Source organism: Streptomyces sp. CMB-StM0423 (assembly GCF_002847285.1).
Classification (GTDB): Bacteria; Actinomycetota; Actinomycetes; order Streptomycetales; family Streptomycetaceae; genus Streptomyces.
On sequence record NZ_CP025407.1, the window covers coordinates 1,326,563 to 1,342,877 of the forward strand.

Below are 16,315 nucleotides of genomic sequence, written 5' to 3' on the forward strand. Positions count from 1 at the left end.
CCCGATCAAGCGGGTTAAGGTTAGCCTTACCTCAACCCGCCGACGGGTCGAGAACACGTCACGCCCCGCCGAGCCCAGGGTGGTCACCGCACGATGTCCGCACCCGCAGTGCCCCAGCCGGTCGCCGACACCGGAGCCCCGCCCGTGCGGCCCGCCGGCACCCCGGTCACCGCGGCGTACGCACGGCTCACCGAGGTCCTGCCGTTCCTGGCCGTCACCGAACTCGGCCCCGCGGACCCGCTGCCCGCGGGACCCGGCTGGGTGGCCGCCGCCGACCTCGCCGCCGGCGGTCCCGCCCTCGACGACTTCCTCGCCTGGGACGCCGAGCAGGTCCGCCGCACGTACGGCGAGGACGCCCGCCCCGACGTGGTCGCCAGCTTCGGCCTGCACCGCTACGCCTGGTCCGCCTGCCTGCTGGTCACCCTCCCCTGGTTCCTGCTCCGCCGCGTGCCCCGCGTCCCGCTGGACGCCGTGGCCCTGCACCGCAACGCCGACGGCAGCCGCATGCGCCTGGCCGTCCACGGCGGCGCCTTCGCCTGCCTGCCGGACGACCCGGCCGCCGGCCTGCCCGGCGCCCGCGTCGTCGGCGGCGAGGAGGCGCTGCGCGCCGAGGTGCGGGCGGCCGTGGCCGAGCATCTGGAGCCGGTGCTCGCCGCGTTCGGGCCGCGGATGCGCCGCGGGCCGCGGGCGCTGTGGGGGATGGCGACGGACGAGATCGTCGAGGGCCTGTGGTACCTGGGGGACCTGCTGGGCGAGGAGGAGCGGGCGATGGCCGAGACCGGGCAGCTCCTGCCCGGCAGCGGACCGGCCACGGCCCCGTACGCCGGCGGCGCCGCCTTCCGCACCCTCACCGGGCCCGCCGGGCAGTCCCTCGCCACCCGGGACCGCGCGAGCTGCTGCATGTACTACACGCTGCGGCCCGAGGACACCTGCGTGACCTGCCCGCGCACCTGCGACACGGAGCGCGTCGCCCGTCTCGTCGCAAGCTCTTAGCACAGAAGCCATCCCATTGAGTGGCTGATTTCGTTTCCTCCGGAATCGCGCTGGAATTCCGCAAGTATCGGTCCCCGAGTCACCCGTCATCTGGCGAGGCAAGGGACATCCGATGGGATTCAACGGGATACCGCTGAGCTGGGCCCTCCCGGCCGCCGTGCTGCTGCTCGGCGTGCTCGCGGCCATTGCCGTGGTGGTCCGCGGCCGGCAGAAGGCCGACGAGCCCGCGGACTCCTGGGAAGCCGGCGAGCAGCGCCGGCGGCGCAAGGAGGCGATGTACGGCACGCTCGCGTACGTCCTGCTCTTCTGCTGCGCCGCGGTCGCCGCCGCGCTCTCCTTCCACGGCCTGGTCGGCTTCGGCCGGCAGAACCTGGGCCTGTCCGGCGGCTGGGAGTACCTGGTGCCGTTCGGGCTCGACGGCGCCGCGATGTTCTGCTCCGTCATCGCCGTACGCGAGGCGAGCAACGGCGACGCGGCGCTCGGCTCCCGGCTGCTGGTGTGGACGTTCGCGGGCGCGGCGGCCTGGTTCAACTGGGTGCACGCGCCGCGCGGTACGGGCCACGCGGGCGCGCCGCAGTTCTTCGCCGGCATGTCGCTCTCGGCCGCGGTGCTCTTCGACCGGGCGCTGAAGCAGACCCGCAGGGCGGCGCTGCGCGAGCAGGGGCTGGTGCCGCGGCCGCTGCCGCAGATCCGGTTCGTACGGTGGCTGCGGGCGCCGCGGGAGACGTTCCACGCGTGGTCGCTGATGCTGCTCGAAGGCGTACGCACGCTGGACGAGGCCGTCGACGAGGTGCGCCAGGACAGCAGGGACGAGGCGCGCAGGCGGGCCGAGGAGCGCGAGCAGGCCCGGCTGGAGCGGGCCCGGCTGAAGGCCCTCGGCAAGCACCAGCGCGCGCTGGCCCCCGGCGAGCTGACCGCGGCGCGCGCCGAGCCGCAGGTGGCGCTGACGCCGGAGCCGGTTACGGAGGCGGCGCGGTTCCCGCTGCGGTCGCGCGCGGCGCCGGAGAGCCGGCCGGCGGTGGCCGGCGGGCAGCCGGGCGCCCCGGCTCCGGCGAAGTCCGTCGCCGCGGCGGGGGGCCAGGACGACGCGCTGGCGGCCCCGCTGGACACCCTGGAGCAGAAGCTCACGGCAATGGAGAACCAGTACCGCTGACGGTGCTCCGGTGACGATCGAGGTGGTGGGTCCTCTTGCCCAGTCGGCCGCGCGCAGGCTAGGCAGATCACAGCGACGACTGTGAGGAGCCGCGATGCACGACGACCGACTGCTGGCAGAGGGCCGGCTGGACCGCGCGCTGCGCCAGTTCATCCGACCCGCCCAGTACACCGAACGCGTCCCCCTGGAGCTGTCGGTGTGGCACCGGCCGGGTGAGCCGGTGCCGGCGGACGAGGCACTGAAGATCCCCCCGGAGGAGTACGAGCCCTTCACCGTCGGCACCGCCTGGGGGCCGCCGTGGTCGACCAGTTGGTTCCGGCTGACCGGCACCGTGCCCGCGGGCTGGGCGGGGCGGCGCGTCGAGGCGGTGATCGACCCGGGGTTCGGCACCGAGATGCCAGGGTTCCAGGCCGAGGGGCTGGTGTACGACGCGGCCGGGGCACCCGTCAAGGGCGTGCACCCGCGCAACCGCCATGTGCCGATCGCCTCCCCCGCGGCCGGCGGCGAGCCCGTACGGCTGCTGCTGGAGGCCGCCGCGAACCCCGCGGTGCTCCAGGACTTCACCCCCACCCTGCTCGGCGAGCTGCGCACCGCGGGCGACGCGCCGCTGTACACCTTCCGCTCCGCCGACCTCGCCGTGCTGAACGAGGACGTCTGGCATCTGATCCTCGACATCGAGGTGCTGTCGGAGCTGATGCATGAGCTGCCGGTGGACCGCGGCCGCCGGCACGACATCCTGCACACCCTGGACCGCATGCTGGACGTGCTCGACCTGCACGACGTGCCCGGCACGGCCGCCGCCGCCCGCGAGGTGCTGGCCCCGGCGCTGGCGCAGCCCGCGGCGGCCAGCGCCCACCGCGCGTACGCCACGGGCCACGCGCACATCGACTCCGCCTGGCTGTGGCCGCTGCGCGAGACGGTGCGCAAGGCGTCGCGGACCTTCGCGAACGTCACCGAGCTGGCGCTGTCCGGGGACTACCCGGAGCTGGTCTTCGCCTGCTCGCAGGCGCAGCAGTACGCCTGGGTCAAGCAGCACCAGCCGCAGATCTACGAGCGCATCCGCGCCGCCGTGCAGACGGGCCAGTTCGTGCCGGTCGGCTCGATGTGGGTGGAGTCGGACGCCAACATGCCGGGCGGCGAGGCGCTGGCGCGGCAACTGATCCACGGCAAGCGGTTCTTCGCCGAGGAGTTCGGCGTGGACACCCAGGAGGTGTGGCTGCCGGACTCCTTCGGCTACACCGCGGCGTTCCCGCAGCTCGCGCACCTGGCGGGGATCCGGTGGTTCCTCACCCAGAAGCTGTCGTGGAACCAGACCAACAAGATGCCGCACCACACCTTCTGGTGGGAGGGCATCGACGGCACCCGGGTCTTCACCCACTTCCCGCCGGTGGACACGTACAACGCCACCATGCACGCCGCCGAACTGTCGCTCGCCGAGCGCAACTTCGCCGACAAGGGGCGCGCGAGCATGTCGCTGGTGCCCTTCGGCTACGGCGACGGGGGCGGCGGGCCGACGCGCGAGATGCTGGAGAAGGCGCGCCGGCTGCGGTCGCTGGAGGGCTCGCCGCGGGTGGAGGTGGCCAACCCGGCGGCGTTCTTCGCGGCGGCCGAGGAGGAGTACGGGGCGGCGGCGCCGGTGTGGTCCGGCGAGCTGTACCTGGAGTTCCACCGCGGCACGTACACCAGCCAGGCCGACACCAAGAGCGGCAACCGGCGCAGCGAGCACCTGCTGCGCGAGGCGGAGCTGTGGGCGACGGCGGCGGCGCTGGCGGACCCGGCGTACGCGTACCCGTACGAGGAGCTGGACCGGATCTGGAAGACGGTGCTGCTGCACCAGTTCCACGACATCCTGCCGGGCTCGTCGATCGCGTGGGTGCACCGCGAGGCGGCGCAGACGTACGCGGCGGTGGCGGAGGAACTGGCGGGGATCACGGCCGCGGCGGTGGCCGCACTGGGCGCCGCGGACGGGGACGGGTTCGCGGTGCTGAACGCGTCGCCGTACGACCGCGGGGAGGTCGTGGAGCTGGCCGCGGGGGAGGCCACGGCGCTGCCGCCCGAGGCGGTGACGCAGCCGCTGGGCGACGGCCGGTCGCTGGCGCACGTGAACGCGCCCGCGCTGGGCGCGGGTACGGCGGGCGCGGCGGCCGGGGCCGAGGTGTCCGCGGTGCAGGACGGCGCGCAGGTCGTGCTCGGCAACGGGCTGCTGCGGGTCGTCGTGGACGGCGACGGCCTGCTGACCTCCGTACGCGACCTGACCGCGGGCCGCGAGGTGCTGGCGCCGGGCGCCCGCGCCAACCTGCTCCAGCTCCACCCGGACCACCCCAACCAGTGGGATGCCTGGGACATCGACAAGTTCTACCGGCGCACCCGCACGGACCTGGTGGACGCCGAGTCGGTGGAGGTCACCGAGTCGGGGCCGCTGCGCGCGGCCGTGCGCGTGGTGCGTACCACCGGCAGGTCGCGGATCGTGCAGGACATCAGCCTGGCGGCGGACAGCGGGCGGGTGGACTTCACCACCGAGGTCGACTGGCGGGAGGAGGAGAAGGTCCTCAAGGCCGCGTTCCCGCTGGACGTGCACGCGGACCGGTCCACGTCCGAGATCCAGTTCGGGCACGTACACCGGCCGACGCACGCCAACACGAGCTGGGACGCGGCGAAGTTCGAGATCTGCGCGCACCGCTGGCTGCACGTGGGCGAGCCGGGGTACGGCGTAGCGGTGCTCAACGACGCCACGTACGGCCACGACGTGACGCGCGAGGCGCACGAGGCGGGCCTCGGCACGACGGTGCGGCTGACGATCCTCCGGGCGCCGAAGTTCCCGGACCCGGAGACGGACCTCGGCGTCCACCGCTACCGGTACGCGCTGCTGCCGGGCGCGGACGTCGGCGCCGCGGTGGAACAGGGCCTGGCGCTGAATCTGCCGCTGCGCACGGCGCGTACGGCGGCGCGGGCGCCCCTGGTGTCGGTGACCGACCCGGCGATCACGGTGGAGTCGGTGAAGCCGGCGGAGGACCGGAGCGGGGACGTGGTGGTCCGGGTGTACGAGTCGCGCGGGGGGCGGGCGTCGGGGACGCTGACGACGTCGTTCGCGGTCGGCGACGTACAGGTGACGGACCTGCTGGAGCGCCCGCTCGACTCGTCCGACGCGGAGCGGGCGGAGGGCAGCGGAGTCTCGCTGCGGCTGCGCCCCTTCCAGATCCTGACGCTGAGGATGCGGCCCGTACGGTGAGCTGAGGGGGCCCGGCCCGCGCCGGGCCCCCGTGCTCAGCTCTCCCAGAGGGCGGCGGCGGTGCGGTCGTCGGCGAAGCCCTTGGCGCGCAGTTGGACGTCCCCGAGGAACGCCGCGAGCCCGGGCGGCGCCTCCTCGCCGCGCCACCGCTCCCCCAACTCGGCCGCCAGCCCGGGCGCGCCGCGCAGCGGCTCGGCGAACCCGGGACTGCACAGCAGCAGTACGTCGCCGGGCCTGCCCTCCGAGGCGCGGAAGGCGAACGGGGCGGGCTCGCCAGGGTCGGGGGTGTCCACGAGCGCGCCGAACCCGGGCGGCGGCGGGCCCGCGGGGGCGGGGCGCTGCGGCTGGACGCCGAGGTCGACGGTGAGCCGGGGGTCGGCGGGGGGCTGCGGGGCCGGAGGCTGGGCCTGCGGGGTCTCCTCCTCCGGCGGGGCGGGCTCCAGGTCCTGCCACTCGTCGCCGCGCAGCCGGAAGAGACCGCCGGGTCCGGTGCCGAAGAACACCCGGGTGCGGCAGCCGGGGTCGGCGGAGAGCAGCAGGCAGCGCAGCCCGGCGGTGTACCCGGCGGGGTCCACCCCGAACTCCTCGGCCTGCGCGCGCATCAGCCCGTACGTCCGCCCGGTCAGCCGGTGCAGCCCGCCCTTCAGGGCGGCGCGGCGCCCGGTCCTTATGTCCTCGGACAGCCGCGCCCGGCTTCTGCCGACGGCCTCGCCCATCCACCGCACGAGCGAGTCGGCGGCCCGGTCGGTACGGGGCACGCCGCGCGCCCCGGTCGCGGCGGCGACGAACACGAGCGCGTCCTCGCCGCCGCCGAACCGGGCGGTGAGGAGCGCGTCACGGCGCTGCTCGCCGCGGTAGCGGGGGCTGTCGCCCCGGGTGGAGACGGCCCGTAGCGTGAACGACCCGTACCGCGCCCCGTCGAGCACGGTGTCGGGCACCAGATCCCCCAGCGCCCCTGGCGCCACCTCGGGCAACGCGGTCGGCTCGGCCTCGTAGGAGGGCGGCCCCCCACCGACGAACTCCCCGCCGCGGCGGGCCCAGTCGGCGTCGGTGAGCGTGTCGGTGACGGACACCTGCCGCAGCCGCATGGTGGAGGCCGGGGGTTCGTCGGCGTCAGGCTCCGGCGCGGGGGCGGCGCGTCGTGCCGGGGCGGGCGCCGAGACGGAGGGCAGGGGCGCGGGCGCGGCCGGTGGCACGGGAGCGGGTGGCCCGGAGGCGGGCGGCGCGGTGTACGCGGGGCGCGGCGCCGGTCGCTCGTCGGCGACGGGCTCCTGCGGGGCAGGGAGCGGAGCCGGCGCGGGCGACTCCGGTGCCCCGGAGGCCCGTTGCCCCGGCACGGGCGCAGGAGCCTCACCGAATCCGGCCCCCGCCGCAGGCACGGCGGGCGGTGCCGGTTGCTCCGAGCCGGCGCGCTCCGGTCGGGCAGGCGGCGGGGCCGGCGCGGACGACTCCGGCGCCCCGGAGGCCCGTTGCCCCGGAGCGGGAGCTGAGGCCTCACCGAAGCCGGCCTCCGCCACCGGAACGGCGGGCGGTGCCGGTTGCCCGTCGGCGACGGGCTCCTGCGGGGCAGGGAACGGAGCCGGCGCGGACGACTCCGGCGCCCCGGAGGCCCGTTGCCCCGGAACGGGAGCTGCGGCCTCAGCGAAGCCGGCCTCCGCCACCTCCGGCCGGGCGGACGCGCGGGGCGCCGTCGCGGGCGGCACCGGCGCCGCCGAGGCCGGCTCCGCGGGTTCCCGATGCCCGGCGGGCGCTGCTTCGGCGCGGGCAGGCTCTACGGCGTTCGCCGAGTCCGGCGACGCAGCATCCGACCCGGCAGCCTCGCGGGGACCGGGCGACGCAGCATCCGCCGGGGCGTCCCACCGGGCGGCCGACACGGCGTCCGCCGGGGCGGATTCGCCTGCCTCCCCGCGGCCGGGTAGCCCCAGCTCCGCGGAGGCGGGCTGCACCGGCCGGCTTCGGCCCGGCGGCGCGGGATCCACCGGCGCGGGCTCTGCGGCATCCACCGGGCCCGGCAACGCCGCGTCGGCCGGGGCAGGTTCGGCGGCCTCGTCCGTGCCGGACTGCGCCGCGTCCGCCGGGGCGGGTGTGTCGCGCAGGTCTGCCGTCGGCTCCTCCTGGTTCGGCAATGCCTCATCCGCCGCGGCGCGTTCGACCGTTTCCCACGGGGCCGGTGGCGCAGACGCGCTCGCCGCGCGGTCCCGGTCCACCGAGTCCCACCACGGGGCGGCCTCTCCCGCCGCCGGCCCGGGAGGCTCCACCGGTTCCGGTTCCGGTTCCGGCTCCGGGTCCGGGTCCGGGTCCGGGTCCGGCTCCGGGTCCGGGACGCGCTCGGGCGGTTGCGGGGCCGGCCCGTCGTCCTCCCGCAGGCCCGCGAACACGTCGTCCGTCCAGCCGCGGCCCGCCGGCTCCTCGCGCTCCGTGAAGCCCGGGACCCCCGCCACCGACGGCGCCGGGGTCGAAGAGGCAGGCGGCGGCGGGTAGTCGGGGTCCTGCATCTGGTCGTACGGCTCCGCAGCCGACGGCCGCGACGGGCGTGCCGGACGCGGCGACCCCGCCGCCCCCGGCGGAGCCGCCCCGCGCGGAGCCGCTCCCCGCGGAGCCGGGTCCACCTCCTCGTCCACCGCCCGCGTCACCGACGCGAAGCGGTCGTCGAGGGTGTCCCCCGCGCGCTGCGCGCCCGTGTCCGGTACCCCCTCCTCGTACAGGTCGTGCCACCACTCGTCCTCGGTGCGGCGATCCCCCGCCGTCTCCCCCTGGCGATCCATGCTCCTATTGTTCCCCGCCGCTCCTCGCCGCATGGCCCGGACCGGCAAGATCACGGCAAGGGCCTTCCACCCGACCCACCGGTACGGTCAGGATGTGCAGGTGCTCGGTGCCATCGGACTCGACGACGTACAGGAGTCGGCCTACCGCGCGCTTGTCGCACTCGGCGCCGCCGACGTCCCCGAGCTGGCGCGGCGGTTGACGCTGCCCGAACCGGAAGCGGTGCGGACGCTGCGGCGGCTGGAGCAGCACGGGCTGGCGGCGCAGTCGTCGGCGCGGCCGGGGCGCTGGGTGGCGGCGCCGCCGTCGGTCGCGCTGGGGGCGCTGCTGATCCAGCAGCGGCACGAGCTGGAGCGCGCCGAGCTGGCCGCCGCCCTGCTCGCCGAGGAGTACCGCGCGGAGGCCGGCGAGCCCGCCGACGTACACGACCTGGTCGAGGTGGTGACCGGCGCCGGCGCGGTGGCGCACCGGTTCCTCCAACTGCAGCTAGGCGCCGAGCAGGAGGTGTGCGCGCTCGTCACGCGGGAGCCGCTGGCCGTACGCAGCCAGGACAACACCGCGGAGGAGAAGGCCGCGGGCCGCGGCGTGCGGTTCCGGGTGGTGCTGGAGCGATCCCGGCTGCTCGCCCCCGGCACGGTGGCCGAGGCGGCGGAGGCGCTGCGCCGGAACGAGGAGCTGCGGGTCGCGGACGTGGTGCCGACGAAGCTGGTGATCGCCGACGGCGCGACGGCGATGGTGCCGATGTTCGCCGGGGCCGGCGAGCCCGCCGCGCTGGTGGTGCACGCGAGCGGGCTGCTGGAGTCGCTGACGGGCCTCTTCGAGAGCCTGTGGCGGCAGGCGCTGCCGCTTCGGCTGACCACCGGCGGCGCGGCGGTGGTGGAGCAGGCGGCGGACGGGCCCGACGCGGTGGACCTGCAGATCCTCGGCCTGCTGCTGGCGGGGCTCACCGACGCGAGCGCCGCCAAGCAACTTGACCTGGGGCTGCGGACCGTACAGCGGCGCGTGAAGCGGCTGATGGAGATCGCCGGGGTGCACACGCGGCTGCAGTTGGGCTGGTACGCGCACGAACGCGGCTGGTGCGCCGAGCAGCCGTCCTGAGCCGCCGCCGCCCGATTCGGTGCAGCCGTCGACTGATGACACCCGGCGTCAACGCGCTACCGGGTGCCATGCGCGGCATCGCGGTAAGGTTGCCGGGTGAGCTCCCGCCCCGACGTCTCCATGGCCCAGCGCAAGCGCCGGCTCGTCGCAGACGAGCTGAGCGAGGCGGCGCTGCAGTTGCTGGCGTCGAAGGGATTCGACGCGGTCACCGTCGACGAGATCGCGGCCACCGCCGGCGTCTCCAAGCGCACGTTCTTCCGGTACTTCGCCTCCAAGGAGGACGTGGTCGTCGAGTTCCTGGCCGGGCCGGGCACCGGCATGCGCGCGGCGCTGGCGGCCCGTCCGGGCGACGAGCGGCCGTCGGCGGCGCTGCGGCAGACCGTCCGGGCCGCGCTGACCACCTGTGCCGACCGGTCCGACAGGACGCTGCGGGTGGTCCGGCTGATCCTCGGCACGCCGGCCCTGCGGGCGCGTTTCCTGGAGCACCAGGACCGGTGGCGCGACGACCTGGCGGCGGAGCTGGCGCGGCGCCCGGGGCTCGGCTCCGGCACCGGCCTGTACCCCCAACTGGCCGCCGGGATGGCGCTCGGCGCCTTCGACACCGTGCTGCGGCGGTGGAGCGGCAGCGGCGGCGCCGAGGACCCCGCCGAGCTGACGGACCGGGCCTTCGCCACGCTGGCCCCGGCGCTGGACGCCGCCGCCGGGTGAGCCGCCGCGGCGGCTCACGCCGCTGACGTACGGCGGCAGGCACCCGCCCGCGGGCCGGGGCGAGGCCCCGGTTGCCGTGCCCGCCCGCGCCCCTGCCTCAGCCTCTCCCCTTGCGTGCCCGCGCCTCGCGCTCCGCCGCGTCGCGGCGCTTCCAGTCCCGCCGCCGGTCCGCCTGCACCCGCAGGTCCGTGCGGGCGGCGATGCGGGCGTTCTCGCGCTGGAGCTTGCGGTAGCTGTCCAGGCGGCGCGGGTGCAGCTCGCCGTCCTCGAGCGCCGCGAGCACCGCGCAGCCGGGTTCCGCGGTGTGCGTGCAGTCGTGGAAGCGGCAGCGGGCGGCCAGTTCCCCGATCTCGGCGAAGACCTGGCCGAGCCCGGCGTCGGCCTCCCACAGGCCGACGCCGCGCAGGCCCGGGGTGTCGATGAGGACGCCGCCGCCGGGCAGCGGCAGCAGGTCGCGGGAGACCGTGGTGTGCCGGCCCTTGCCGTCGGCGTCGCGCACCTCGTGGACCCGCTGCGTGTCCGCCCCCAGCAGGGCGTTGGCCAGCGTGGACTTCCCGGCGCCTGAGGCGCCGAGCAGCACGGAGGTGCCGGTGGACAGCGCGGCGGCCAACTGCGGAACGCCCGCCCCGGTGGCGGCGCTGACCGCGAGGACGGCGGTGCCGGGCGCGAGTTCCTCGGTGTCGGCGACCAGGTGCCCGAGGACCACGGGGTCCTCGACCAGGTCGGCCTTGGTGAGCGCGACCAGCGGTTGCGCGCCGCTGGACCAGGCGAGGGACAGCAGCCGTTCCAGGCGGGCCGGTTCGATGTCGGCGGCGCTCGCCTCCGCGAGCGAGACGGCGATGACGGCGTGGTCGACGTTGGCGGCGATGACCTGGCCCTCGGAGCGTTTGGACGACGCCGAGCGCAGGAAGGCCGTGCGGCGCGGCAGCAGGGCCTGTACGGCGAACCGCTCGCCCGGTTCGAGCGCCGCCCAGTCGCCGGTGCAGGGCAGCCGGGTGAGGTCGGCTGTCCGGCCGGCGGCACGGTCGGCGGCGGCGAGACGGGCGGTGGTGGCGCGGACGGGGCCCGCCTCGGTGAGGGCGATGCACGAGCCGCGGTCCACCCGCGCGATACGGGCCGGGATCAGCCCTTCGGACTCGTACGGCGCGAAGGCGTCGGCGGCGGCCTCATCCCAGCCGTAGGCGATCAGCCGGTGAGGTGCGGGGAGGTGTGTCAACAGAGCGACCCTTCAGAAAGGAGCGGGCGTGCGGCTGTCGTGCGGGGACTGCGCCCCTGACGGCTTCGGTCATGGCCCTCACCTCCCTGGTCGATACCGGTCACGTGGTGCGCTGAAAGCGTATGCAGCCGCGCACGTATCACGCCACGGGTTTTCCCCGCCGCCGCGGTGCCCCCGCCGCGCTCGTCCGGCGGCGCGCGGCGATCGGCGGCATGCTTGTGCGCAGGGGAGCGTCGCCGCGCGCGGCTCCGCTCCCGTACCCCCGCAGCCTCCGCGACGTGGACCGAGGTGACCGACGTGGCGTCCAACGAGGAGGTCGCCGCGCTCCTTCAGGAGTACGCCGACCTGCTGTCCATCACCGGCGGCGACGCCTTCAAGGCGCGCGCCTACGAGCGCGCCGCCCGCGCGGTGGCCAACCACTCCGCGGACGTGGCCGGGCTGAACGCCAAGGAGCTCAAGGAGATCCCCGGAGTGGGCGCCTCCATCGCGGGCAAGGTCGGCGAGTACCTGCGTACGGGCCACATCGCGGCGATCGACGAAGCCCGCGAGCGGATCCCGGCCGGGGTCCGCGAGCTGATCGCGATCCCCGCGCTCGGCCCGAAGCGCGCGCTGGTCCTGTACGAGGAGCTGGGCGTGTCCTCCGTCGACGAACTGGCGACGGTCATCGGCGAGCACCGGCTGCGCGGCCTCAAGGGCTTCGGGCCCAAGAGCGAGGAGAAGCTGCTCCACGGCATCGACCTGCTGCGCTCGGCCACCGGCCGGATCCCCGTCGACACGGCGCTCGCGCTCGCCGACGACATCGTCGCGCGGCTGTCCGCGGTGACCGGTTGCGAGCGCTGCGCGTACGCGGGCTCGCTGCGCCGCCGCCGCGGGACCGTGGGCGACCTCGACGTGCTCGCCGCCGCGGCCGACTCCGCGCCGCTGATGGCGGCGTTCACCGGGCTGGCGCTCGTCGGGGAGGTCATCGGCACCGGCGAGACGAAGACGAGCATCCGCACCACCGGCGGCGTCCAGGTCGACCTGCGGGTGGTGCCACCCGGCGCGTGGGGCGCGGCGCTCCAGTACTTCACCGGCTCCAAGCAGCACAACATCCGCCTCCGCGAGATCGCCGTGCGCAAGAAGCTGAAGCTGTCGGAGTACGGGCTCTTCCACGCCCGCAGCGAACGCCGCATCCGGGTCACCACCGAAGAGGACGTCTACGCCCGCCTCGGCCTGCCCTGGATCCCGCCGCCGCTGCGCGAGGACCGCGGCGAGATCGAGGCCGCGGCCGCCGGCGAGCTGCCGGAGCTGGTGGCGGAGGACGACCTGCGCGGCGATCTGCACACCCACACCGACCTCACCGACGGCATCGACACGCTGGAGGCGATGGTCGAGGCGGCCAGGGAGCGCGGCTACGCGTACTACGCGATCACCGACCACGCCCCCGAGCTGCGTATGCAGCGCATGACGAAGGAGAAGATGCTCGCCCAGCGCGAGACGGTGGCGGAGCTGGACGCGCGCCACCGGCGGCGCTCGGGCGGGCTGCGGCTGCTGCACGGCACGGAGCTGAACATCGCGCCGGACGGCTCGGTCGACTGGCCGGGTGAGTTCCTGGAGACGTTCGACATCTGCGTGGCCTCGGTGCACTCGCACTTCACCCAGCCGAAGGACGAGATGACCCGCCGCTTCCTCGCCGCGGTCGAGAACCCGCACGTACACGTCATCGGCCACCCCACCACCCGCAAGGCGGGCAAGCGGCCGGCGGTCGAGGCGGACTGGGACGCGGTCTTCGCGGCCTGCGCCCGTACGGGCACGGCGCTGGAGGTCAACGCCCACCCCAACCGGCTCGACCTGCCGGACGAGCTGATCCTGCGGGCGCGCGGCCACGGCGTGAAGTTCGCCGTGGACAGCGACGCGCACTCGGTGCCGGACCTGGGGAACATGCGCTACGGGGTGGGTATGGCGCAGCGCGGCTGGCTGACGACCGCGGACGTGATCAACACCTGGCCGCTGGCGAAGCTGCGCCGCTTCCTACGGGCGAAGGGGACGTGACGGGCGGCGCTCCGCGCGCTCACTTCACCTCGTGCCGCTCGCTCCCGTCATGCGCCGCGGACGCACCCGGCCCGCCCCAACGCCGCCGCTCCGGCGGCTCGGGCGGCTCAGGTGGTTCCAGCGGCTGGTCCTTCGCCCGGGACCTGCGGTCCTCCTCCGCCGCCTCCTCCTCGTCCTCCGCCCACTCCGGCTCGGGCTCGCGCGCCCGCTCCTCCGCCGAGGCGTCCCCGTCGAGCCCCCGCAGGCGCGCCTGCCGCTCCGCCGAGGCCGCCGCGACCAGCCGGGCCGCCGCCTCCTCCCGGGCGCGGGCGGTCTCGGCGCGGCCGGTGGCGGTGGCGACGGACGGCCAGACGCGGTCGAACGCGGCGTTGACCGCCGCGCCGACCAGCACGGCGAACGCCGACACACCGAACCAGAGCAGCACCGCGACCGGCGCGGCCAGCGACCCGTAGATCGTCGGGCCCTCCACCGCGTTCAGCAGGTAGAGCCGGAGCAGCACGCTGCCCAGCAGCCACATGCCGAGCGCCACCAGCGCCCCCGGCAGATCCTCCCGCCAGGGCGAGCGCACCGGGACGGCCGCGTGGTAGAGCGTGGTGAGGAAGGCGACGGACAGCACCACGACGACGGGCCAGTACAGCACCCGTACGGCCGTCTCGCTCCACGGCAGCAGCTTCACCACCGCGTCCGGCCCCGCCACCATCAGCGGCAGCGCGACCACGCCGATGACCAGCGCCACGAGGTACAGCACGAACGCCAGCAGCCGCGTCCTGACGATGCCGCGGTGGCCTTCGAGCCCGTACATGATCGTGATGGTGTCGATGAAGACGTTCACGGCGCGCGAGCCCGACCAGAGCGCCAGCGCGAAGCCGAAGGAGATCAGGTCGGGGCGCCCGCCGCGGGTGACGTCGTCGAGCAGCGGGCGGACGATCTGGTCGACGCCCTTGGCCGTGAGGACCGTGTCGGAGGCGTCGATGATGTTGTGCCGGATGGTCTCGACGTCGATGAGCCACTGGTCGAAGTAGCCCAGCAGGCCGAGGAGCCCGAGGAGCAGCGGCGGCAGCGACAGCAGGCTGAAGAACGCGGCCTCGGCGGCGAGCCCTATGACGCGGTGCTGCATGCAGGAATTGACGGTGTCCTTCAGCAGCAGCCAGGCCACCCGGCGCTTGGGCAGGTTCTGGTACAGGGCGCGGGCCCGGCCCAGCCGGCCGCGGGGTTCGCCGCGTCCGCCCTGTTCCGCACCCGTTTCCCGTTCTGCGCCCACCTGCCTACCGTAGCTGTCATGGCAGCAGGTACTCATACGGTGACGAATCAGGCACCACCCCTGGTCGGCTACGACGTCTACGCCGCCGACGCGGCCCTCACCGAGGCGGTCGAGCGGTACGTCGCGCCCGAGCGGCACGCCGAGGCGGACGCGGAGCTGACCGCTCTCGGCCGGGCGGCGGGCGCCGCCGAGGCGCAGCGGTGGGGCGTGGAGGCGAACGCCTCGCCGCCCGTGCTGCACACCCACGACCGCTACGGCCACCGCATCGACGAGGTCGCCTTCCACCCCTCCTGGCACCGGCTGCTGGCGCACGGCGTGGCCGCCGGGCTGACGGACGCCTGGGGACGGCCGGACGGGCACGTGCGGCGGGCGGCCGGCTTCCTGGTGTGGACGCAGGCCGAGGCGGGGCACGGCTGCCCGCTGTCGATGACGCACGCCGCGGTCCCGGCGCTGCGGGCGCAGCCGGAGCTGGCGGCGGTGTGGGAGCCGCTGCTGACCTCACGGGTGTACGAGCCGGGCCTGGTGCCCGCCGCCGGGAAGGCGGGTGCGCTCGCGGGCATGGGGATGACGGAGAAGCAGGGCGGCTCGGACGTACGGGCCAACACCACCCGGGCGGAGCCGGCCGGGGACGGCGCGTACGCTCTGACGGGCCACAAGTGGTTCTGCTCGGCGCCGATGTCGGACGCCTTCCTGGTGCTCGCGCAGGTGCCGGACGGCGCCGGGTCCGGCGGGCCGACCTGCTTCCTGCTGCCGCGCGTGCTGCCGGACGGCAGCCGCAACACCTTCCTGCTCCAGCGGCTCAAGGACAAGCTCGGCAACCGCTCGAACGCCTCCGCGGAGGTCGAGTTCGACGGCACGACGCTCGCCTGGCGGGTCGGCGAGGAGGGCCGCGGGATCCCGGCGATCATCGAGATGGTCGCCGCCACCCGGGTCGACTGCGCGACCGCCGCGGCGGCCGTGATGCGGCAGGCGGTGGCGCAGGCGGTGCACCACTGCACGTACCGCGCGGCGTTCGGCGGGGTCCTCGCCGACAAGCCGCTGATGCGCAACGTGCTGGCGGATCTGGCGCTGGAGTCGGAGGCCGCGACGGCGCTGGCACTGCGGCTGGCGGCGGCGTACGACGCGGGCACGGACGAGGAGCTGGCGTTCCTGCGGCTGGCGGTGCCGGCGGCGAAGTACTGGGTGACGAAGCGGTGCACGCCGGTGGCGGTGGAGGCGCTGGAGTGCCTGGGCGGCAACGGGTACGTGGAGGAGTCGGGGATGCCCCGGCTGCTGCGCGAGGCGCCGCTGAACTCGATCTGGGAGGGCTCGGGCAACGTCCAGGCGCTCGACCTGCTGCGCGCGCTGCAACGGGAGCCGCGGGCGGTGGACGCCGTGCTCACCGAGATCGGCCGGGCGCGCGGCGCGGACCACCGGCTGGACCGGGCGGTGAAGGACCTGCTGACCGAGCTGGCGGACCTGGCGGGCGTCGAGACCCGGGCGCGCCGGCTGGCGGAGCGGCTGGCGCTGGTGCTGCAGGGGGCGCTGCTCGTACGGCACGCGCCCGCGGCGGTCGCGGACGCCTTCTGCGCCTCGCGGCTGGGCGGCGAGTGGGGCGCGGAGCTGGGGACACTGCCGCACGGGCTGGACCTGCGGGCGGTGGTGGACCGGGCCCGGCCGGTGCCCGCGGTCTAGGGCACGCGACAGCGGAAGGTCCCTCCCGCAGGGTGGGGAGGAGACCTTCCGCTGTGTCAGGGCGTCGGGAAGCGGTGCCGCGCCGACTCGGCACCCCCTACCACTCGTCAACCCGGCTCCCACTCAACTCCGCGCGCACGCGCGTACGCAAAGGTTGCACACCGTTGCAGCTTGCTGTGGCGACATGAT

The 16,315-nt window shown here is 75.5% G+C and carries 10 protein-coding genes; 7 read left to right on the forward strand and 3 right to left on the reverse strand.

Going from position 1 to position 16,315, the window contains the following annotated elements; all coding sequences use genetic code 11:
- Positions 1–93 precede the first annotated feature (93 nt).
- From CXR04_RS05600 to CXR04_RS05610, 3 genes are all read left to right on the forward strand, one after another.
- On the forward strand, positions 94–993 hold the full coding sequence (locus CXR04_RS05600; RefSeq protein ID WP_101420778.1) for a (2Fe-2S)-binding protein: 900 nt from the start codon (positions 94–96) through the stop codon (positions 991–993).
- 112 nt (positions 994–1,105) lie between these two features.
- A complete protein-coding gene (locus tag CXR04_RS05605) occupies positions 1,106–2,146 on the forward strand; it encodes a DUF2637 domain-containing protein (RefSeq protein ID WP_101420779.1) in 1,041 nt (346 codons plus the stop codon).
- A 94-nt stretch (positions 2,147–2,240) separates the two neighbouring features.
- Positions 2,241–5,375: an alpha-mannosidase gene (locus CXR04_RS05610; protein ID WP_101420780.1), complete on the forward strand. Its 3,135-nt coding sequence runs from the start codon at positions 2,241–2,243 to the stop codon at positions 5,373–5,375.
- A 35-nt stretch (positions 5,376–5,410) separates the two neighbouring features.
- Here CXR04_RS05610 and CXR04_RS35575 read toward each other — a convergent pair whose 3' ends face one another.
- Complete coding sequence (locus tag CXR04_RS35575; RefSeq protein ID WP_234380076.1) at positions 5,411–6,448, reverse strand: protein phosphatase 2C domain-containing protein; 1,038 nt, start codon at positions 6,446–6,448, stop codon at positions 5,411–5,413.
- Positions 6,449–8,240: 1,792 nt separating this feature from the next.
- Here CXR04_RS35575 and CXR04_RS05620 point away from each other — a divergent pair.
- Entirely contained in the window at positions 8,241–9,236 is a 996-nt protein-coding gene (locus tag CXR04_RS05620) for a helix-turn-helix transcriptional regulator (protein ID WP_101420782.1), read from the forward strand.
- A gap of 120 nt (positions 9,237–9,356) precedes the next feature.
- On the forward strand, positions 9,357–9,944 hold the full coding sequence (locus tag CXR04_RS05625) for a TetR family transcriptional regulator (protein WP_101426209.1): 588 nt from the start codon (positions 9,357–9,359) through the stop codon (positions 9,942–9,944).
- Positions 9,945–10,041: 97 nt separating this feature from the next.
- Here CXR04_RS05625 and rsgA read toward each other — a convergent pair whose 3' ends face one another.
- Positions 10,042–11,160 carry a ribosome small subunit-dependent GTPase A gene (gene rsgA, locus CXR04_RS05630; protein ID WP_101420783.1) on the reverse strand — a complete coding sequence of 373 codons (1,119 nt, stop codon included), beginning with the start codon at positions 11,158–11,160 and terminating at the stop codon, positions 10,042–10,044.
- Positions 11,161–11,448: 288 nt separating this feature from the next.
- Here rsgA and polX point away from each other — a divergent pair, with 288 nt between their 5' ends.
- A complete protein-coding gene (polX, locus tag CXR04_RS05635; RefSeq protein ID WP_199850396.1) occupies positions 11,449–13,191 on the forward strand; it encodes a DNA polymerase/3'-5' exonuclease PolX in 1,743 nt (580 codons plus the stop codon).
- Between the two features lie 19 nt (positions 13,192–13,210).
- Here polX and CXR04_RS05640 read toward each other — a convergent pair whose 3' ends face one another.
- On the reverse strand, positions 13,211–14,488 hold the full coding sequence (locus tag CXR04_RS05640; protein WP_234380077.1) for a YihY/virulence factor BrkB family protein: 1,278 nt from the start codon (positions 14,486–14,488) through the stop codon (positions 13,211–13,213).
- On the opposite strand from CXR04_RS05640, the gene CXR04_RS05645 reads away from it, so the two are divergent.
- Positions 14,471–16,126 (forward strand): acyl-CoA dehydrogenase family protein, encoded by a 1,656-nt coding sequence (locus CXR04_RS05645; RefSeq protein WP_101420785.1) that lies wholly within the window; start codon positions 14,471–14,473, stop codon positions 16,124–16,126. The genes CXR04_RS05640 and CXR04_RS05645 overlap by 18 nt on opposite strands.
- Positions 16,127–16,315 lie beyond the last annotated feature (189 nt).

What these genes read in the sequence shown, in the direction of transcription:
- CXR04_RS05625 (WP_101426209.1), top strand. Translation starts at nt 9,357, where the DNA reads ATGGCCCAGCGCAAGCGCCGGCTCGTCGCAGACGAGCTGAGCGAGGCG.
- CXR04_RS05600 (WP_101420778.1), top strand. Translation starts at nt 94, where the DNA reads ATGTCCGCACCCGCAGTGCCCCAGCCGGTCGCCGACACCGGAGCCCCG.
- CXR04_RS05645 (WP_101420785.1), top strand. Translation starts at nt 14,471, where the DNA reads ATGGCAGCAGGTACTCATACGGTGACGAATCAGGCACCACCCCTGGTC.
- CXR04_RS05640 (WP_234380077.1), bottom strand. Translation starts at nt 14,488, where the DNA reads ATGAGTACCTGCTGCCATGACAGCTACGGTAGGCAGGTGGGCGCAGAA.
- CXR04_RS05610 (WP_101420780.1), top strand. Translation starts at nt 2,241, where the DNA reads ATGCACGACGACCGACTGCTGGCAGAGGGCCGGCTGGACCGCGCGCTG.
- CXR04_RS05605 (WP_101420779.1), top strand. Translation starts at nt 1,106, where the DNA reads ATGGGATTCAACGGGATACCGCTGAGCTGGGCCCTCCCGGCCGCCGTG.